Origin of the sequence: Acidimicrobium ferrooxidans DSM 10331, assembly GCF_000023265.1 — a bacterium.
Classification (GTDB): Bacteria; Actinomycetota; Acidimicrobiia; order Acidimicrobiales; family Acidimicrobiaceae; genus Acidimicrobium; species Acidimicrobium ferrooxidans.
Genome location: NC_013124.1, coordinates 621,525 through 639,949, shown reverse-complemented (window position 1 = coordinate 639,949; position 18,425 = coordinate 621,525). Strand labels below are relative to the sequence as shown.

17 protein-coding genes, 1 tRNA gene and 1 pseudogene are annotated in these 18,425 nt (G+C 66.9%); 4 read left to right on the top strand and 15 right to left on the bottom strand.

Annotated elements, in window-relative coordinates; translation table 11 throughout:
* Positions 1-8: 8 nt before the first annotated feature.
* The 10 genes and pseudogenes from ispG to AFER_RS12765 form a co-directional block, all read right to left on the bottom strand.
* Complete coding sequence (gene ispG / locus AFER_RS03255) at positions 9-1,196, bottom strand: flavodoxin-dependent (E)-4-hydroxy-3-methylbut-2-enyl-diphosphate synthase (RefSeq protein ID WP_015798082.1); 1,188 nt, start codon at positions 1,194-1,196, stop codon at positions 9-11.
* A 14-nt stretch (positions 1,197-1,210) separates the two neighbouring features.
* On the bottom strand, positions 1,211-2,497 hold the full coding sequence (locus AFER_RS03250) for a M50 family metallopeptidase (protein ID WP_015798081.1): 1,287 nt from the start codon (positions 2,495-2,497) through the stop codon (positions 1,211-1,213).
* On the bottom strand, positions 2,490-3,647 hold the full coding sequence (gene dxr, locus AFER_RS03245) for a 1-deoxy-D-xylulose-5-phosphate reductoisomerase (protein ID WP_015798080.1): 1,158 nt from the start codon (positions 3,645-3,647) through the stop codon (positions 2,490-2,492). Before dxr ends, AFER_RS03250 begins: the two co-directional genes overlap by 8 nt.
* Positions 3,648-3,666: 19 nt before the next feature.
* Entirely contained in the window at positions 3,667-4,941 is a 1,275-nt protein-coding gene (locus AFER_RS11525) for a phosphatidate cytidylyltransferase (protein ID WP_171788941.1), read from the bottom strand.
* 161 nt (positions 4,942-5,102) lie between these two features.
* A complete protein-coding gene (gene frr, locus AFER_RS03230) occupies positions 5,103-5,675 on the bottom strand; it encodes a ribosome recycling factor (protein ID WP_015798078.1) in 573 nt (190 codons plus the stop codon).
* Positions 5,675-6,394, bottom strand: a complete 720-nt coding sequence (pyrH, locus tag AFER_RS03225; RefSeq protein WP_015798077.1) for a UMP kinase — start codon at positions 6,392-6,394, stop codon at positions 5,675-5,677. The genes frr and pyrH overlap by 1 nt, the downstream gene beginning before the upstream one ends.
* A gap of 2 nt (positions 6,395-6,396) precedes the next feature.
* Positions 6,397-7,188, bottom strand: a complete 792-nt coding sequence (tsf, locus tag AFER_RS03220; protein ID WP_015798076.1) for a translation elongation factor Ts — start codon at positions 7,186-7,188, stop codon at positions 6,397-6,399.
* 65 nt (positions 7,189-7,253) lie between these two features.
* A pseudogene (gene rpsB / locus AFER_RS03215) lies at positions 7,254-7,910 on the bottom strand (30S ribosomal protein S2); the annotation flags it as partial.
* Positions 7,911-8,062: 152 nt separating this feature from the next.
* Positions 8,063-8,827, bottom strand: a complete 765-nt coding sequence (locus AFER_RS03205; RefSeq protein WP_015798074.1) for a FliA/WhiG family RNA polymerase sigma factor — start codon at positions 8,825-8,827, stop codon at positions 8,063-8,065.
* The gene (locus AFER_RS12765; RefSeq protein ID WP_049755279.1) at positions 8,824-9,729 is read right to left on the bottom strand and encodes a tyrosine-type recombinase/integrase; all 906 of its coding nucleotides are present in this window, start codon (positions 9,727-9,729) and stop codon (positions 8,824-8,826) included. Before AFER_RS12765 ends, AFER_RS03205 begins: the two co-directional genes overlap by 4 nt.
* A 167-nt stretch (positions 9,730-9,896) precedes the next feature.
* Here AFER_RS12765 and AFER_RS03195 point away from each other — a divergent pair, with 167 nt between their 5' ends.
* Positions 9,897-10,619 carry a hypothetical protein gene (locus tag AFER_RS03195; protein ID WP_015798072.1) on the top strand — a complete coding sequence of 241 codons (723 nt, stop codon included), beginning with the start codon at positions 9,897-9,899 and terminating at the stop codon, positions 10,617-10,619.
* Here the strand turns inward: AFER_RS03195 and AFER_RS03190 are convergent.
* Positions 10,606-11,988 (bottom strand): NAD-dependent malic enzyme, encoded by a 1,383-nt coding sequence (locus tag AFER_RS03190; protein WP_015798071.1) that lies wholly within the window; start codon positions 11,986-11,988, stop codon positions 10,606-10,608. The genes AFER_RS03195 and AFER_RS03190 overlap by 14 nt on opposite strands.
* Before the next feature lie 77 nt (positions 11,989-12,065).
* On the opposite strand from AFER_RS03190, the gene AFER_RS03185 reads away from it, so the two are divergent.
* Positions 12,066-12,998, top strand: coding sequence for a DMT family transporter (locus AFER_RS03185; protein WP_015798070.1), 933 nt, complete (start codon positions 12,066-12,068; stop codon positions 12,996-12,998).
* Positions 12,999-13,006: 8 nt separating this feature from the next.
* Positions 13,007-13,083: transfer RNA gene (locus AFER_RS03180), tRNA-Val, on the top strand.
* A 261-nt stretch (positions 13,084-13,344) separates the two neighbouring features.
* Here AFER_RS03180 and AFER_RS03175 read toward each other — a convergent pair.
* The gene (locus tag AFER_RS03175; protein ID WP_015798069.1) at positions 13,345-14,493 is read right to left on the bottom strand and encodes a hypothetical protein; all 1,149 of its coding nucleotides are present in this window, start codon (positions 14,491-14,493) and stop codon (positions 13,345-13,347) included.
* Between the two features lie 443 nt (positions 14,494-14,936).
* Here AFER_RS03175 and AFER_RS03170 point away from each other — a divergent pair, with 443 nt between their 5' ends.
* Positions 14,937-15,893, top strand: a complete 957-nt coding sequence (locus AFER_RS03170; protein WP_015798068.1) for a GIY-YIG nuclease family protein — start codon at positions 14,937-14,939, stop codon at positions 15,891-15,893.
* A gap of 623 nt (positions 15,894-16,516) precedes the next feature.
* Here AFER_RS03170 and AFER_RS03160 read toward each other — a convergent pair.
* Genes AFER_RS03160 through AFER_RS03150 form a run of 3 tightly spaced genes read right to left on the bottom strand, consistent with a single transcriptional unit; the run spans position 16,517 to position 18,422 of the window.
* Positions 16,517-16,984 (bottom strand): GNAT family N-acetyltransferase, encoded by a 468-nt coding sequence (locus tag AFER_RS03160; protein WP_015798067.1) that lies wholly within the window; start codon positions 16,982-16,984, stop codon positions 16,517-16,519.
* Entirely contained in the window at positions 16,981-17,754 is a 774-nt protein-coding gene (locus tag AFER_RS10830; RefSeq protein ID WP_015798066.1) for an inositol monophosphatase family protein, read from the bottom strand. Before AFER_RS10830 ends, AFER_RS03160 begins: the two co-directional genes overlap by 4 nt.
* Before the next feature lie 20 nt (positions 17,755-17,774).
* Positions 17,775-18,422 (bottom strand): hypothetical protein, encoded by a 648-nt coding sequence (locus AFER_RS03150; protein ID WP_143711926.1) that lies wholly within the window; start codon positions 18,420-18,422, stop codon positions 17,775-17,777.
* Positions 18,423-18,425: the final 3 nt, after the last annotated feature.

Here is an 18,425-nt window from a genome sequence, read left to right as displayed (position 1 = left end):
GCCCAAGGCTAGCGCTTGGCCGAGCCCTCCTCGCCACCGAGTTCGGCCATGCGATCGCGGGCTGCCTCCTCGGCCGCTCCGGGAGCTGCGGCCGCGAGCCGTGCCTCGACGCCCTCGGCAACGAGTCGCTTGGCTTCCTCGACGAGCGCGTCAACCATCTCCTGCTCGGGGACCACCCGCACGATCTGCCCACGGATGAACAGATGTCCCTTGTGCCGACCGCCCGCAATACCGAGATCCGCCTCCCTGGCTTCTCCCGGACCATTCACCACGCAACCCATGACGGCCACCTGGATCGGCAGGCCGAGCTCCTCGAGCCGTGCCTGGGCGTCCTTGGCGATCCCGATCACGTCCACCTGGGCGCGCCCGCAGCTCGGACACGCGATGAGGTCGAGGTTCTTGCGTTCTCGCAGGCCGAGTGCCTCGAGCAACTGCCGTCCTGCCCGCGCCTCCTCGACGGGGTCAGCGGTGAGCGAGTAGCGAATCGTGTCACCGATGCCCTCGGCGAGCAGCGTCGCGATGCCGGCGGTGGCCTTCACGAGCCCCGCCGGCGGCGGCCCGGCCTCGGTCACGCCAAGGTGCAAGGGATGATCGGTACGCTCGGCGAGCAGCCGATAGGCCGCGATCATCAGCGGCACGTTGGAGGCCTTCACCGAGAACGCGACGTCGTCGAAACCGACCTCCTCGAAGAGCGCGAGCTCGTAGAGCGCGCTCTCCACGAGTGCCTCCGGAGTTGCGCCCCCGAAGCGCTCCGCAAACTCCGGGTGCAACGAACCGGCGTTGACGCCGATGCGGATCGGGATGGCGCGATCCTTCGCCTCGCGCGCCACCAGCTGGATCTCCTCGCGCTTGCGCAGGTTGCCGGGGTTGAGCCTGAGGGCGGCCACCCCTGCATCGAGTGCCGCGAGGGCCATCTCCACGTGGAAGTGGATGTCCGCGACGATCGGCACGGGCGAGCGGGGCACGATGCGCGCGAGCCCATCGGCTGCGTCACGGGTGTTGCACGTCACCCGAACGATGTCTGCGCCAGCAGCGGCGAGGGCGTAGATCTGCGTCAGGGTGCCCTCGACGTCGGCGGTCTGGGTGGTCGTCATCGACTGCACCGAGATGGGCGCCCCTCCGCCGACAGGTACCGACCCAACCATGACCTGGCGGGTGGGCCGTCGTGGGGCGAGGGCGATCTGAGGACGCGCCATTGCTCTCCTCCTCGCTACGAGAACGGGTTGGGCACCGGATGCGTGATGTCCAGATACAGCGCGGTGACACCCAGAAAGAGGATCACCGCTATCACAGCGTAGGTGATCGGCATCAGCTTGAGGACATCGGCGTGGTACGCACGACCTCGCCGCGATCGGATGCGTTCGTAGATCGCGATGGCGACGTGTCCGCCGTCGAGCGGCAGCAACGGCACCATGTTGAAGATCCCGACGAAGACGTTGATCAGCACGAGGAGCTCGAGCACGGCGCCGGTTCCGGCCGCGACCGCGTCGGACGCGAGCTGCACGATCCCCACGGGGGACTCGAAGCGAGACGCGGACTTTGCCGAGGTGGGGTTCGCCGAGGGGTGCGTCACCTCCGACACGTAGGTCGCGATCCCATGGGGCGTGAAGTGCGACACGAGCCCACTCACGCTCGCACCAGCGAGCGACCAGAGCGCGCGCGCCGACGGCACGACCCCACCGACGAGACTGGATCGTTCGACTGGAGGCGCAACCACCACGCCGAGCACGCCTTGGGAACCCAGGGAGTGATAGGCCGCATCGTATCTCGCCACCATGGTCGCGGGGATCGGCACCGCCGTGCGCGAGACGACTCGACCGCCGGGCGTCTCGACAACGAGGCGCACAGGGGTGCCGGGATGGTGAGAGATCGACGACGCGAAGGCAGCAAGGGTAGGGTTCCGATGCCCGTCGACGGCGAGGATCGTATCGCCAGCACGCAGTCCGATCCGCTCGGCCGGGGTCACCACCCCTGGGATGTGTGCGACCCCCTCGATGACCACGCCCCGACTCGCGTAGGTCCCGACCCCACTGAACAGGTACCACAGCATGCCAAATGCCACGACGAAGTGCATGACCGAGCCCGCCACGCTGACCGCGACTCGTCGGGGGAAGGTCGACGAGCGATAGGTGCGCGCCTCACGCTCGGGCGGGACCTCTTCCGCGCTCGTCATGCCGGTGATGCGGACGTAGCCACCGACGAGGATCGCCTTCAGGCCGTACTCGATCCCCTTGCGGTGCCACGAGAAGATCCGCGGCCCGAACCCGACGAAGAACTCGGTCACCTCCATGCGCGACCACCGCGCGACCAGGTAGTGCCCAAGTTCGTGCAGCACGACCATCGCGACGATCGCCGCCACGACGGCGAGGGTGCCGAGTGCATGGGCGTGCTGGGCGATCGCGATGATGGCGACGAGCACGACGACGAGCTCGGCGAGCCTGCGACCGGAGAAGCTTCGAGCCTCCTGGAGGGTTGGCGCCTCCATCTCCTCAGCCACGAGTTACCTCCTCCACGATGCGTCGAGCGTGGTCACGCGCGGTCGCATCGGCCTCGATGACGTCCTCCTCGGATGCGAACGTCGTCGGCTCGAACCGCTCCAGCGTCGAGGCGACCACGCGATAGATGTCGATCCAGCGCAGCGCACCTCCGAGAAACGCGGCCACCGCGACCTCGTTCGCTGCGTTCAACCAACACGGTGCGGCCCCTCCGAGTCGACCGGCGTCATAGGCGAGGCGCAACGCGGGGAACCGAGCGTCGTCGACGGGCTCGAAGCCGAACGACCGAGGTCGGGTGAGATCGAGCGAGCCGATCGCGTACGGCGCGCGCTCGGGGTGATAGAGCGCCACCGCCACGGGCAACTCCATGGTCGGCTCCGACAGCTGCGCGATCACCGACCCGTCCCGAAAGCGCACCATCGAGTGCACGACACTCTCGGGATGCACCACCACCTCGATTCGGTCGTAGGGAACCTCGAAGAGGTAGTGTGCCTCGATGACCTCGAGGCCCTTGTTGAACAGGGTCGACGAGTCCACGGTGATCTTCGGCCCCATCGACCACGTCGGGTGGGCGAGCGCCTCCTCCAGGCTCACGTCACGCAGCGCCTCCGCCGATCGCGTACGGAAGGGTCCGCCAGAGCTCGTGAGCACCAGCGACGCGACACGGTCTGCGCCATCGCGCGAGCCTCCGAGGCACTGGAAGATGGCAGAGTGCTCGGAGTCCACCGGCACGAGTTCGCCGTCGCCACCGTCGAGCCATCCGGCCACAAGGTCCCCCGCTGCAACCAGCGACTCCTTGTTCGCCAGCGCGAGCCTGCGTCCAGCGAGCAGCGCAGCTCGAGTCACGGCGAGACCCGCGAAGCCGCTCACGGCGTTCACGACGATGTCGGCCGCTGCGCTCGCCTCGAGCGCTTCGCGACCGACGACCACCTCCACGGACGCATCGAGGCTCTGGCGCACTCGCTCGCGGTCACCACCGACCGCGAGACCGACGACCCGAGGGCGTAGCTCCTTGGCGAGCTCGATGAGCCCGCCCGCATCGCTCCCAGCGACGATGGTCTCGACATGAAAACGTTCCGGGTCGCGAGAGACGACCGCACCGGCTTGGCGGCCGACGGAACCGGTGACCCCGGCGATGGCGACGCTCGGCACGACAGTCAGCCTAGGCAGGCTACCTGAGATGCATCACCGCGAAGAGGTAGTAGCTGGCTGGGAGCACGACGAGCATCGCGTCGATGCGATCGAGAACCCCTCCGTGGCCAGGCAGCAGCGCCCCCGAGTCCTTGACATGAAACTGGCGCTTGAAGGCACTCTCGAGCAGATCGCCGAGCGGAGCCACCACCGCGACGACCAGTCCGAGTATCGCTCCTTCCACGACGCTGAGCGGGGCGATCATCCCGAGCAGCGCGCCGGCCACGATGGCTGCGACCGTACCGCCGATAAGCCCTTCGATCGTCTTGTTGGGCGAGATCCGCGGCGCCAGCCGATGGCGACCGAGCACCGATCCGACGAAGAAAGCCGCGGTGTCGTCGGCCACCGTCGTCGCGATGGCGACGACGAGGACGAGCTCGCCGTGCCCGTGGAACGTCGCCGGTCGGAGCAGGACCGCTGCATAGGAGCCAAGGAGCCCGACCCACACAACCACGCCCAGCGTGTGCGAGAGCCCCTCGTAGGCAGGACGCCGCAGTGGTCCGAGGACATACCACGCTGCGCCCAGGACGAAAGCTGCAACGACGACGCCGCCATCACCGGCCGGACCGTAGGCGTAAGCGACTCCGATGAGTGCCCCGACCCCGGCGAGCCCGAGGAAGCGCGCCTCGAGGAGCCCGCCGCGGTGCAGCACGCTGAAGGCCTCCGAAGCAGCCAGCTCGAGCGCGAGCGCGACGACGACGAGCAACGGGATCCGCCCCAGGACGAGGGCTACGACCACGATCGCAGCGAGCGCAATGCCGGTGAGGGTGCTGAGCGCCTTGGACCGGGCGGGGCCGCCGTGGGATCGCTCGTCGCCGGGCGTCGCGCCGCGAACGCCCCCTCGACGACGCGAGCCGGCCGCCGTGCGCCGCTCGACGCCCGCGTCCTGAGTCGTGGCCTCGCCCTCGCCGCCATCGCGCCTGCGCCGATGATGGCGAGGCGCTCGGGGAGTCGCAGCCTCGGACGGTTCTCGGCGTGGACGCGCGTCGTCGTCGAGCTTGGATCGCTCACCTTGGGTCGAGGACGGTGGCGACCACGGAACTGTTTCGTCGTCGATCGAGGGCAACTCACCGGTACGAGGTCCTCCGAGATCGCGCACCGGGATGCCCGAGAGTTCTTCGAGGACCCGAGGAACGTCACCGGTCGGTGGCTCTCGCCAATCGGGGAGGGCCACGGTGTCGTCGTCGCTCCCCTCGTCACGGCCCGACGACCGAACGGGGCCAGGTGGCACCGCGGATGCGAGGGGTTCTGTCACGCCCGCATCCGTCGAACTCGCGCCCTCGCGAGGCGTACCGTTCTCAGGCCCTGCGTGGGCCCCGCGCTCTCGCTGTCGTTCGGGCTCGGGCGACAGGCCTCGAGGCTCGCTCGTAGGCTCCGACTGCGGGGCCCGGTCGTCGTGTTCGCTCACCGGCCGGCCTAGACCTCGAGGAGGTCGTGCTCCTTGACCTCGAGCGCTCGATCCAGCTCGCCCACAAAGCGGGCCGTCAGGCGATCGAGACTGCGCTCGATGTCGGCGAGGTCGTCCGTCGTGAGCGAGCCTTGGCGCTGGAGCGACTCGAAGTGCTGCTTGGCCTGCCGGCGCACGCCTCGGATCGCCACCCGCCCCTCCTCGGCGCGCTTGCGCACCACCTTGACGAGCTCTCGACGACGCTCCTCCGTGAGCGGCGCGATCGCGATACGGATCACCGAGCCATCGTTCGTCGGGTTGACGCCGAGGTCTGAATCGCGAATGGCTCGCTCCATGGCGCCCATCGCGTTGCGGTCATAGGGCGCGATGAGCAGGCTGTGGGGATCGGGCGTCGTCACCGACGCCAACTGCCGCAACGGAACGCGCTCGCCGTAGTACTCGACGACGATCCCATCGAGCAGGGCCGCCTGCGCCCGACCCGTACGGACGGTCGCGAACTCCTCCTCGGTGTGGCGCACTGCCTTGGCCATGCGATCCTCGAAGGCCGCAAGCTCCGCATCGATATCGACTGGATCAGCCATTACTCCACCAACGTTCCGATCTGGCCACGCCAGGCCTTCGTGATGTTACCCCGCAACGAGACGTCGAAGACGACGACCTTGATGGCCCGCTCCTTGCACAAGGTGATAGCGGTCATGTCCATCACGGCGAGGTTGCGCTCGATGACCTCCATGTAGCCGACCCGCTCCAGCTGCACCGCCGACGGGTCGACCCGGGGATCGGACGAATAAATCCCGCTCACACCCGAGTGCGTGCCCTTCAGCACGACGCTCGCGCCGATCTCGGCGGCCCGCAGCGCGGCTGCGGTGTCAGTGGTGAAGAACGGATTGCCGGTGCCGGCGGCGAACACGACGATGCGCCCCTTCTCGAGGTGCCGCACCGCCCGACGGCGAATGTAGGGCTCTGCGAGCTCGGCCATCGTGATGGCGCTCTGGAGCCGCACCGGCTGACCGAGCCGCTCGATCGCGCTCTGCAGCGCAAGCGCGTTCATCACCGTGGCGAGCATGCCCATGTTGTCCGACGTCGGCGGATCGATGCCGATCTGGGTACCGTCGGTCCCGCGCCACAAGTTCCCGCCGCCGACGACGACGGCGACCTCGACGCCGTGCACCGTGCGCAGCTCGACGAGTTCCTCGGCGAGCTGCTGCAAGATCGCCGGGTCGATCGATTGAGCTCGATCCTCGCCGGCCAGCGACTCGCCGGAGATCTTCAGCAGCACCCGTCGCCAGGAGGCCCCCACGATCAGCGACCGATCTCCACCTGCGCAAACCGAACGACTGACGCACCTGCGAGCACGTCGTGGATCTTGCGCTTCTCGTCCTTCACGAAGGCCTGGTCGAGCAGGCAGATCTCCTTGAAGAAGCCGTCGAGGCGACCCTCGACGATCTTGGCGAGCGCAGCCTCGGGCTTGCCACTGTTGCGCGCCTGCACCTCGAAGGTCTCACGCTCGCGCTCGACCTCCTCGGCTGGGACGTCGGCGCGCGACAGGTACCGCGGCCGGGCGAAGGCGATGTGCAGTGCGATGTCGTGGGCGAGCTCGGCCGTGCCGCCGTGCAGCTGAACGAGCACGGCGTTCACGCCGCGGTCTGCCTGGACGTGGAGATAACCCGAGACGACGTCGCCGTCACCGGCCGCGAAGTGCACCACCCGACCGAGCGCAATGTTCTCCTTGAGGCTCAGGCGCAAGTCTTCGATGATGCTCTCGAACTTGGCAACGGCCTGCTCCCCATCGGTCGCGACGGTCGCCGCCAGCTCGTTGGCGGTGTTGACGAAATCCTGCGCCTTGGCGACGAAATCCGTCTCGCAGCGAAGCTCGACGATCGCACCCGCCCGGTCCTCGAGCAGCGACAGCGCAACCGCTCCCTCGGCGTTGTCTCGATCGACGCGCTTGGCAGCCGAGGCGAGGCCTCGTTCTCGCAACAGGCGCGTCGCTCGCTCGACGTCGCCATCGGCCTCCTCGAGCGCCTTCTTGGCATCGAGCATGCCTGCGCCCGTCGCACGGCGCAGGGCCTGCACATCGCTCGCACTGACCACCTGGTCTCCTCCTTCGTTCGTGGCCGCGGTCTCTAGGCAGCCGGCTTGGCCTGCTGACGCTGCCGGCCTTCGATGACGGCGGTCGCCATCAAGCGGGTGAACAGCTCGCACGCGCGGATCGCGTCGTCGTTCCCGGGCATCGGGTAGGTCACGAGGTCGGGGTCGGCGTTGGTGTCCACCACGGCCACCACCGGGATTCCGAGCCGATTCGCCTCGGTGACCGCGATGTGCTCCTTGGGCGTATCGATCACGAAGATCGCATCGGGCAAGCGCGTCAGGTTGCGAATGCCTCCAAGGTTGAGCTCCAGCTTGGCGAGCTCGCGCGACAAGAGAAGCGCCTCCTTCTTCGGCATCGCCTCGAAGTCGCCCTGGTCACGCATGCGCTCGTACTCTGCCATCTTCGCGACGCGCCGCGAGATCGTGCCGAAGTTCGTCAGCATCCCGCCGAGCCAGCGGTGGCTCACGTAGGGAACCCCAGCAAGGCGCGCGTACTGACTCACGGCGTCTTGGGCTTGCTTCTTCGTACCGACGAACAAGATGGTGCCGCCACGAGCACTGAGATCGCGAACGAAGCGGAACGAGCGATCGATGCCCTCCAGGGTGTGACGTAGGTCGATGAGGTGGATGCCCCCACGCCGCTCGTAGATGTGCTCACGCATCTTCGGGTTCCAGCGACGAGTTTGGTGACCGAAGTGGACACCGGCCTCGAGCAGCTGCGACATCGTTACCAACGGGCGCTCAGCCACGGTTCAACCTCCCAACGGTTGGATCAGCGGGCACTCCATGCGGCTCAGGTGGCCGACCGTGGGTTCGAGTGCCCGAGTATCGACGACGAACGTGCGGCCCCACAGCTTAGGCGCCTCGGCAAGGCTCCCTAGCCGATCAGGTCGCCGAGCTTGCCTCGCAGAGCCAGAACGGCCTTGGAGTGGATCTGACAGATCCGACTCTCGGTCACGCCGAGGATCCGGCCGATCTCCGCCAGGGTGAAACCTTCGTAGTAGTAGAGCACGAGGACGGTCTTCTCGCGATCGGCCAGCTGATTGATGGAATCGGCGAGCATGCGACGGCGCTCCTGCTCCTCGAATGCGCCACCGGCCGATTGACGACGATCGGCAAGCGTGTCCCCGAGCGTCATACCCTCACCGCGCTCGCCCGACATCACCACCTCGTCGAGACCGACGAGTCCGAGGAACGAGATCTTGGAGTAGATCGCCAGCAGTTCGTCCTCGCTCATGCCGAGCTCGCTGGCGACCTCGGCATCGGTGGGGGGCCGATGCAGCCGTGCCTCGAGCGCGGCGTAGGCCTGCTCGACCGACTTCGCCTTGGCCCGCACCGACCGCGGCACCCAGTCGATCGCGCGAAGCTCGTCGATGATGGCGCCCTTGATCCGTGTGATGGCATAGGTCTCGAACTTGATGCCCCGCTCCGGCTCGAACTTCTCGAGCGCGTCGATCAGCCCGAAGGTGCCGTAGCTGGCGAGGTCGTTGGGGTCGACGCTCGCCGGTAACCCGACCGCGACGCGCGAGGCGACGAAGCGAACGAGGGACGCGTAGTGCTCGAGCAGGCGATTGCGCGCCTCGAGGTCACCGTCGTGCTTGAAGCGGCGCCACGCCGACTCGATCACCTCGTCGTCGCTCATGCCTCTCCTCGCCCTGCTCGAGGGTGCGTCGCATCGTAGACGCGCGTCAGCGTCTCGCGCGACACGTGGGTGTAGATCTCCGTAGTCGCCAGTCGCGCATGCCCCAGCAGCTCCTGGATCGATCGCACATCGGCGCCGTGATCGAGCAGGTGCGTGGCGAAGGCATGGCGCAGCTGGTGCGGGTGGACATCGAGATAGCGCCGGGTCAACCGCTGTAGCCCCCGCGGCGAGAGTCGAGCCCCGCGGGCTCCGAGCAACAGTGCCGGGGCATCGTCGTCGCGCGTGGCGAGGTAGGCCCGGAGCGCCGTCCGGGCAGCCTCGCCGATCGGAACCCGGCGGGTCCGACCTCCCTTGCCGGCCCGCACGACCAGCCACCGGTCGCCCGGACCGAGGTCGCTCCGATCGAGCGCACACAGTTCGCTCGCCCGCAACCCCGTCGCATAGGCCAGCTCGAGGATCGCCATCGCACGCGCATCCGCCCGAGCATCGAGACCGTCGAGGGTCGATCCGAGCGTCGTCTCGTCGATGCCGCGCGGCAAGGGCCGTGGGCGCCGCCTGGCAAACGCAGCGAGCTGCGCCGCGAGAGCGAGTGCCCCTTCACTTCCCTCCCAAACGAGGTAGCGCCGCAGCACGACCCGCTCGAGATCGCGAGTCGCCGGCGCGTACGGCCCGTTCGACCCAGGAGCGGCAAGGAGCCGCCGCAACACGTGAGCGTCCAGCTGAGCCGGCGATGCCGCCCCGAGCGACGCCGCTCGAGCCTGGATGTTGGAAAGGACGACGCGGTAGCGTCGCCTCGTCGCGGGTCGAAGCTGCACGTTCTCGGCGAGGAACTCGTCGATCCGCCACCGCGGCTCGCTCGGACTCCAGCCTCTCGCTCGTGTCTCTGGTGCAGGCACAACCATCTGGGCCCAGGCTACCGCCGATCGGCACCTGTCGCAGGCACTCCCCTCCAATTCGCCCGGTAGCCGAGCCAGGCCCATGGTCGGGTCGCGCACCCGGGAGCCTCGCGCTCGCTCAGCACCCGTTGACTACGCTGACATGCACCATGAATCGACGCAGGAGCCGAGCGGTGATCAGCCTCCTAGGCACGAGTGTGGCGCTCGCGGCCTGTGGCCAGTCGAGCGTCGGCATCAGCGCACGTCCCACCCCTCGCGCCCCTCGCGAGGCCCCGGTCGTCCTCACACCGTCCGACCGAGCGGCCGAGGCTGCGTTCGCAGACGTAGCGTGGTCGAAGCTCACCTACCCGGGGTTGGCCCCGCACTGCCACCCATTGAGCGGCCCGCCCACGCAGCAGGGAACGGTCGTCGGCTACGTGACCGGCACGACACCACTCGCCATCGTTTCGGCGTCGTGTGCCAACATGGTCGGCAACGTCCCGAACGGCGTGTACGCCTTCAAACCAGGTACGGCCGGGCCCCAGCTCGTCGCGATCCTCGCCTCGGTGCCGCCATCACCGCTCGTCAAGGATCCGCCGAACACCATCTTCTACTTCGAGACGGTGCTGAGCGGCCTCCGCCACGCCGAGGCGATCCCGAGTCCGCCCGGGACGACCACGAGTACGCCGTACACCATCGCAGGCCCGGTCATCGCGACGGTCGGATGCGAGAGCTCCAACCCGACCTTTACGTCCCCGAACCAGGGCTTCACGGTCGTCGGCCTCACTGATCCGAACCTCCAGGCCTCCGACAATCCGCCCAGCGAGATGGTGTCGCTGGGCTTTCGACTCACGAACGGCACGCCACGGCTCGCCTTCGCGGCATCGAAGGGCGTCGAACGCTTTAGCTGTCCGTGATCGCCCCGGCCACCGCCTTCGCGATGGCGGGGGCCACCCTCGGGTTGAACACCGTTGGGACGATGTAGGCCGGTGAGAGCTCGTCGGGCGCCACGATGGCCGCCAGCGCGTGCGCGGCGGCTCGCTCCATGGCGAGCGTGATCTCGCGCGCGTTCGCGTCGAGGAGGCCGCGGAAGAAGCCAGGGAACACGAGCACATTGTTGATCTGGTTCGGCTCGTCGCTCCGACCGGTCGCGACGACCTCGGCGAAGCGGCGCGCGATCTCTGGATCCACCTCTGGTTCAGGGTTGGCGAGGGCGAACACGACCGAACGCGGCGCCATGCGCTCGAGGTGCTCCGCCTTCAGCACGCCGCGTCGTGAGACTCCGATCACGGCGTCGGCACCCTCCATCGCCTCAGGGAGGTCACCACGGATGTTGCGAGGATTCGAGGCCTCGGCGATCTCACGTCGAGCCGGATCGAGGCCGGGATCGTCTGGAGTCACGATGCCGTCGACGTCGACGGCGATGAGATCGCGCACGCCCTCGGCCAGCAGCAGTCGGGCGATCGCCACCCCCGCCGCACCGAGTCCGACGATGACGATCCGCACGTCCTCGAGCCGCTTGCCCACGACGCGCAACGCGTTCAGCAGTGCCGCGAGCACCACGATCGCCGTACCGTGCTGGTCGTCGTGGAACACTGGGATATCGAGCCGCTCGCGAAGCCGGCGCTCGATCTCGAAGCATCGCGGAGCGGCGATGTCCTCGAGGTTGATGCCGCCGAAGACCGGGGCGATGATCTCGACGGCCCGCACGATCTCGTCCGGATCCTGTGTCGCGAGACAGAGCGGCCAAGCGTCGACGTCGGCGAAGCGCTTGAACAGGATCGCCTTGCCTTCCATCACCGGCAACGCAGCCGCCGGACCAATGTTGCCGAGCCCGAGGACCGCCGATCCGTCCGTGACGACCGCGACGGCGTTACGCCGAATGGTGAGGTTGCGCGCGGCAGCAGGATCGTTGCGAATCGCCTCCGAGACTCGAGCCACGCCCGGGGTGTAGGCCATCGACAGGTCGTCACGCGTGCGAAGCGGGACTTTCGAGGCCACTTGGAGGACGCCACCGAGGTGGAGCAGGAGGGTGCGATCGCTCATCGCGCGCACCCTCGTACCCTCGAGGGCATCGAGCGCCTTGTGGAGTTCGTCGGCATGGACCTCGTCGACCGCGTTGCAGGTCACGTCGACCACGAGGTGGCCCGCGCGCGACTCGATCGTGTCGAGCGCAGTGATCACCGCACCACGCTCGGTGAGAACGCGGGTCACCTCGGCGATCCCTCGAGGATCGTCGAGCTCGACTCGCACCGTCACCGAGAACGACGCGCTCGGTTGGGGCATCCTTCCTCCTCGTCCGGCTCGCCCTATCGTACGGCACGCGAGGCAAGCGTCCATACCCACGACCTAGCCTTGGGGTCGTGACGACCGAAGACCGTCGAGCGCTGGCCAGCGTGGTCGCTGCCGCGACGCTGTGGGGGATCTCCGGTGTCGTCGCGCAGCGCCTGTTCGACACGACCGACGTCACCGCGCTGTGGCTGGTCGCGAGCAGGATCATCGTCTCGGCAGCGTTGCTGGTCGCCTGGCAGGCCCTCCGTCACGACCCGATCCGGCACAGCTTCAGCCTCGGCCCCCGAGCGCTCCGAGGTCGGCTCCTCGTGTTCGCGCTGGTCGGCCTGCTCGGCGTCCAAGCGACCTACTTCCTCGCGGTCGCGACCGGCTCGGCCGTGACCGCGACGCTGCTGCAGTTCACGAGCCCCGTGTTGATCCTGCTCTGGGGAACCCTCCGCGCCTGGCAACGACCCAGCCTGATCGAGGTCGTGATCGTGATCGCCGCCGTCGGCGGGGTCGGCTTGGTCGTCGGCATCAGCCCGGGTGAGCACGTCGGTCTCACCGCCATCGCATGGGGGCTTGCTTCCGCAGTGGTCACCGCGCTCTACAACCTCGCGCCAGCGCCCCTGTATAGAGCCGAGCCGGCCCCGCGCGTCGTGACACGGGCGTTCGTGCTCGGCGCGATCCCCATGGCCCCGGTCCTGATCATGGCGTGGCCTCGCTCGCTCGATGGGACCGGCTGGGCAGAGGTCGCATTCGTCGCGATCGCTGGGACCGCACTGCCCTTCGCCCTGTATCTCACCGCGCTCGACCGCGTCGTCGCGCTCCAGGCGAACATCATCGGGACCTTGGAGCCGGTGGTTGCGGCGGTGGTCTCGGTGGCGCTCGGACTCGCAGTGGCTTCGCTATCGATGGGCATCGGCGTCGCCCTCGTCGTCGCGAGCGTGATCGCCACGGCGCTCACTCGGGTGGGACACCGCCCCCGGCACTCCGCCTCCGAACCCGAACGCCCGCTACGCTGACGTCTCTCGGGCGCTTAGCTCAGGTGGTCAGAGCAGCTGGCTTACAACCAGCAGGTCAGGGGTTCGAGTCCCTTAGCGCCCACCACAGAGCTCTGTCCTCTTCCTCGGACCCTCACCACGTCGACCTGCGTACGGGTTCGCTCCTATGTCGGCCCGTTCTGGGATCTCCGACGGCAGCGCCCGCCAGAGCGAAAGTCCGAGCCATCCGCCGTCCTATCGAGGCAGCCGGCTTGCCTTGATCCGCAAGCAACGGACCCGACGTGACCCGCCCTGCAGAACACTTGCCATCAAACCACCACACAAGGGTGGCTCGCCTCACTACCTGACAGCTCGCGACGGCGCGTCTCTACAGAAGAGGAGATCTCAGCTGCTCCACGATCCAAGAGAGGATATCGAAGAGCTCGTTTCGCGCCGGATCCCCAGCGAACACAGTTAGCGGAACATTCGGACGCCGGGAGTAACGGAACTCGTCGATCGCGACACCTGGAATGTGATTCAGTCTGCGGATCACCTCTCGTCGACTCTCGTCTTCCCGAAACGCTGGCGAACGCCTCATGTACTGGAGATCGATCTCGATCGAGCCATAACTCCAGACCGTCGCAAAGACATACCCGTTCGGCTTGGGTCCGACGACGAGCATCATTGAAGCATCAACCTTGCCATTACCGTAGATCACTCGGACACCATGGGCGCGTGCCCATTCGAGGATCTCACGAGAGAGTGTCACGCTGGCCGCATCGCTACGCTCTCGGAGGGCGGCAAGGAAACTCTCCTCATCCCACTGCCGCTTCGGAACCGATTGTCCCTCCCGCTTGTTCGCACTCGCACGGACGGTATCGCCGATCACCCTTGGGACAATGACCCTCACTCCAGGGAGTTGGTCGGTGCTTACATACTGAGGCAACTCGACGGCGTACACCTCGGTACGTCGCAGGTGTTCGTTCAAGAACTCGACGAGACGAATCAGTGAGTCTGGAACAGAATCGGCGACGAAGACACACCTTACTCGACCAGACCGGAGGTTGTCGTCGACTCTCGACCAGAACTTGCCGGAGCTGAGTTCCGATCCGTCCAAGAAATCCAAGAGCCGCTGCTCGGGATCGTCATGCTGAGCATTGAACCACCCCTCGAGGGTGCCGGGCTGCCAATAAACGGTAGCATTGGCAACGTAGTCGAGCATCTGAGCTACAACCTCACGACGAACCCTCGTGTCGCTTGCTCGCTTCACCTCGACGAAGGTTGGGATTGCGAATTGATCAACGAGGATGTGGTCGATGGCCCACCAATCTGAGCCGCCATCCTCTCGCGGTATCCCCGCTTCCCGTCGCACCAGTAGCCAGCGGATGGGTTCGCCTTCTCCGCTACCACCCATCGCAGGTATGAGTTCCGGATGATCCTTGATAAGCTGCTGGAGTTCAGCCTCACGTTCATAGGTATTCTTCTGGATTGAAGTGAGCCTACCGTCTGATCCAATGACAAAGATTGATTCGTCCACCTGAGCTCCTTCTCGCGGATCTCAGCCCTACGGGCTTGCCTCGTTTGCTCGACAGGCTCTGGCCGGACAAAGAAACCGAGCCCACCCTCAACGTGAGACCCGACCTCCTCACGCTACTGCTCGCTGGTCCCGTCGAGCGCTGATGAGGCTGAGCGCGGAGAACTTCTGACTCCTGGGCGACGCCGCGATGTCGTCGTCGGGCCCCTCATGCACTGCGACGCTGCGCACGCGCGATACCCACCGCACGCACCGCACCGGTCGCCGGCCATGCCACAGTGAACCACGAGCGGCCGTATCGCACGCACCGACACGGCGTCATTGCTCACCATCTCAGCCGATCACGCCACCTCCTCACAGAGCGCGAGGAATGCTACGCTACCGGTCGTGTTCGCCCAGACACTGCTTGCACGACGTACTCGACAACCAGCACACGAGGCCCTCACGTGACCGCCGGGAAGTCGATTCGCATCTTCTTGGCCGACGGGACGCCAGGAGGGTTACTCACCGCCGAGATCATGAACTGGACGGGGCACGTCGTCGCTGCACCCCGCTCGGACCTGGCGAACCTTCTTCGCCGACCCGAGACGGGGCGAACCGGCATCTACATCTTGCTGGGGGACGATCCCAAGCGTCTCGGAGGCACCGTCGCCTACATCGGCGAGGGCGACGACGTCAGCAAGCGGCTCGCCCAACATGCTCGCCCCGAGAGCCAAGGCGGCAAGGACTTCTGGGACCGAGTCATCGTCCTGACGAGCAAGGACACAAACCTCACGAAGGCTCACGCCCGCTACCTCGAGTCACGACTGATCACGCTCGCTCAACAGGCACATCGAGCAGCTTTGGACAATGCCACCGCGCCGCCACCGCCCCAACTACCCGAAGCCGATGTCTCGGACATGGAGTACTTCATAGCCCAAGCCATGATCGTGCTGCCGGTCCTCGGAGTCAACCTCCTCCGATCAACTGCGAGCCGTTCGGTCATGGCGGCAGCCGATCATGCCGGTCAGGCGACGATCGAAGCGCCCTACCCGGCATCGCCATTGTTGCACTACACCCTGAAGCGCGCGGGTATCAGTGCGACCGCGCAGGAGATCGACGGCGAGTTCACGGTCCTGGCTGGCTCGACCGCGCGGAAGGATTGGCAAGGCGCAGACGATAGCTCCTACAAGCCGCTGCACCAGAGGCTCGTGGACGATGGAACACTGGCGCTGAGCCCCGACGGCACGACTCGTACCTTCACCCGTAACTGCGTGTTTTCCTCCCCTTCGGCAGCATCATCGATGGTAGCGGGCCGCGCTGACAATGGACGCACCAGCTGGAAAGTTGAGGGACTGGGCATCACCTACGGCGAATGGCAGAGCCGAGACGTACAACAACTACTCGAAGAACCTTCGTCGTAAGCACTCGCCGCTCGCGAGCACGAACATCGTGGACATGGAAGGGCTCAGTTCATGATGGATTCGTATTGGCACACCGTCGGTGCCACGCTCCCCGGATGCACTCGAGGAATCGTTGGCAGGTGCGTCCGTCGTGCCGCCAGTCTCCACCGCCGCGCATCGCCTCGACCGAGTGCGCGACACGCTCCGACAATGAGCGTCCATCGCCAGCTCCCCATTGGGGCGCCAGTCACGTGAACCCTCCTGCCAAGCCCAGCTGGAGACACGGCATCAGTTCCGGTGGCGCGAACGGCGCCCTGCGCACGCCTCGCACGACGAACACTGACGGTCCTCGAAGCAGAGCTCGCGCGTGCGGATGACATCCTCATCAGCCACCTCAGCCTCGCTCCGACGGTCCTCCTCGACGTCCTCCGAGAGCCAGCTGCGCTCACGAAGCGACCTGAGCTCACGCCGATCGACGACGCATCGCTCGATTCGCGCGCGGAGCGCTCCACGCTTCGCCCAAGAAGTCGGTCCCTTGTCCGCCACGCGGCACCGGTCGGATCCGCCCAACATCTCGGCCTGTTGACCTGGTTGCGAGGAGAGAGCCAGCCGCAACGTCTTCGCACGAGCTCGGCTTGGTCACCCTAGCGCTCGAAAAGCGTACGGCCGAGGAAGACGGCTCCGGGAAGCGGATTGGTCGTGTACGGCTCGACCGAGACGAATCCAAGGCTTCGATAGAGCTCGAGTGCAGGCTGCAAACGATCGAGCGAATCGAGGACGATCTCGCGAAAGCCAGCTGCCCGCGCGCGCTCGAGCGCCGCCTCCACGAGCGCTCGGCCCCAACCGCGACCCCGATACTCGGGCACGACCCACAGCCGCTTCAGCTCGGCTCGATGCTCGTCGAGCTTGCGCACGCACACCACGCCGACCGCCCGTCCCCCGTCGAACCACAGCGCCACACCGCCAGGAGGACCGTAATGCCCACGCAGAGCTTCGATCGTGTCGTCAGGTGCTTGGAAGCACAGGTCCTCGCCAAGTTCGGCCTGATAACGACGGATCGCGTCGAGCGCGAGGGCGAGATCGTCGTCCCGATCGACCCATGCCAGCGTCATCGCCGCTCCAAGCCGACCCCAGCAAGGGCGGCGACAAGCTCGGTCGCGAGCGAAGTCGACGCTCCAGCGACGATTCGCTGTCGCGGCGCCGTCGGGCTGAGGTCCACCTCGTTACCGTTCGCCCTCACGACAGCCGCGCCGGCCTCACGCGCGATGAGGACGCCAGCTGCGATGTCCCAGATCGCAAGCCCTTCCGAGAAGTCCACCAGAGCGTCGATACTGCCTTCTGCGACGAAGGCCAGCTCAGAGGCTGCCGAGCCAAACGCGCGCAACTGTCCCCACCCGAGCCACGCCCGTGGCGTCCCGTTGCAGGCGACGAGCTTGCCGCGCACGCTCGATGCGGCACTCGAGCTGACCGGCCGCCGATCCCTGCGAGCTCCCGCCCCGCGCACGGCCCAGTAGGTCCCGCCGCCTCGGCACAGGCTCACGACCCCCACCAGAGGGCCCTTGTCGTCCGCGATCGCAACCGAACTCGCCCACGGGAAGAGACCCCGCGACGCGTTGGTCGAGCCATCGATGGGATCGACGATCGCCGTCAGCGCGGCTCCTCGATCGAGCACCCCCGACTCCTCCGAAACGACGTTGAGCCAGGGGCGATCGAGCAGTTCGAGCGCTGCCTGGTCCGCAACGACGTCACCGCGATGCTGTCCCCGACGATCCCCCGTGGACGACCAGTCGGTCGAGGTCGCCTCGACACTTGCGAGACAGGCCTCGGCGGTTTCCCTCGCGAGCGTCAGGAGTTGGTCGACACCACCAGCGGCTTCTGGCACGTCTCCACGCTAGGCGCCGCTCAGCGAACGCCCAACGATGCGAGGTAGTGCGACCACGGGCCGATCGCAGGGATCATCACGACGGCAAGCACGACGCCGAGCGCGAGCGCGATGACGACGCTCACGAGCCGCCCTCGCCGACCCACGAGCGACCGATAGCGCCGCTCCGTTACGTCGTCCTTCGCGGTCCCGAAGGCTCGTCGCGCATAGGCGAGCACGTGGATGGTCATCAACGCAAACCACACGATGAAGGACTCTTGATGTAGTGCTCGCCACGTCGCGACCTCGACCGACTGAGGAGGCAGCAGCGCGAGCACCACACCCGACCCCATCAGCACGATCGTCGAGAGCACCACGAACGGCCCGATGGCACGAAGCAGCGGCTCGGGAGGTCCGGCGCGCTTGAAATCGCTCACACCCAGGTAGTACATCGCAAAACGATACGTGGCGACGATGATCTTGTAGCCCATCACCGGGATGAGCACCATGCCGATCAGGATGTGGATGGAGATCAGCTGACCGATGAAGAGAATGGTGACACCCTCGATGGCGAGGCCGACGAAGAGGACGACCCCGAGCAGCGACATGATGCGCGCCACGGCCCGCACTCGCCGCGATGCGCCGTACTCCTCAGCCGGTGAGCGATCGGCGAGCATCGTATCGATCATGCG